Source organism: Nonomuraea sp. NPDC050394 (genome assembly GCF_044459065.1).
GTDB lineage: Bacteria > Actinomycetota > Actinomycetes > Streptosporangiales > Streptosporangiaceae > Nonomuraea.
Genome location: NZ_JBITIO010000048.1, coordinates 1 through 1047 on the forward strand (window position 1 = coordinate 1; position 1047 = coordinate 1047).

The 1047-nt window shown below is 56.5% G+C and carries 1 rRNA gene; it reads right to left on the reverse strand.

From position 1 onward, the window contains the following. Window positions 1-741 (reverse strand): 23S ribosomal RNA (locus ACIBKY_RS55400); the annotation flags it as partial. Window positions 742-1047: the final 306 nt, after the last annotated feature.

Consider the following 1047-nt stretch of genomic DNA (forward strand, 5'->3'; position numbering starts at 1 on the left):
GACTCGCTTTCGCTACGGCTCCCCCACACGGGTTAACCTCGCCACACACCATAACTCGCAGGCTCATTCTTCAAAAGGCACGCAGTCACATCACACAGAGAACAAGTCTCTGCAAGCTCCTACGGCTTGTAGGCACACGGTTTCAGGTACTATTTCACGACCCCTCACCGGGGCACTTTTCACCTTTCCCTCACGGTACTCGTGCACTATCGGTCATCAGGAAGTATTTAGGCTTACCAGGTGGTCCTGGCAGATTCACACAGGATTTCTCGGGCCCCGTGCTACTTGGGATCCCCTCAAGAAGCCCTCAAGATTTCGCCTACCCGGCTCTCACGGTCTACGGCGCCCCTTCCCAGAGGCTTCAACTATCTCGAAGGTTTATCACTTCTTGTGGCTTCGGCAGAAACCACCAGAGGGTCCCACGACCCCCGACATGCAACACCTGCCGGCTATCACACATGCCAGGTTTAGCCTCATCCGCTTTCGCTCACCACTACTCACGGAATCACTGTTGTTTTCTCTTCCTACGGGTACTGAGATGTTTCACTTCCCCGCGTTACCACCAACCGCCCTATACATTCAGGCGGAGGCAACACCACATGACTGGTGCTAGGTTTCCCCATTCGGACATCCCCGGATCAACGTCTGGTTGGCGACTCCCCGAGGCTTAACGCAGCCTCCCACGTCCTTCATCGGCTCCTGATGCCAAGGCATCCACCGTGTGCCCTAAAAAACTTGGCCACAAAGATGCTCGCGTCCACTATGCAAATCTCAAACAACAAACAGCAACCACCCCCACAACCCCCACCCGGGGACTGCTTCAGTGATCCTGCATGAGACGAAACGAAACACCATAAGGATCAGGCCACCATGCGAACCCGCAGCGGGTGGCCCCTCAATGATCCCTTGGTCCGTTTCCTCAGGACCCAACAGTGTGTCCGAACCCCCGCACCCCCTGACACCGTCGTTCCCACTCCCTCCCCGAAGAGAAGGCGGTACTTGCCGGGCAGCAGTCACGCTGATCCGAGTAGCCAGTGCTCCACTAGT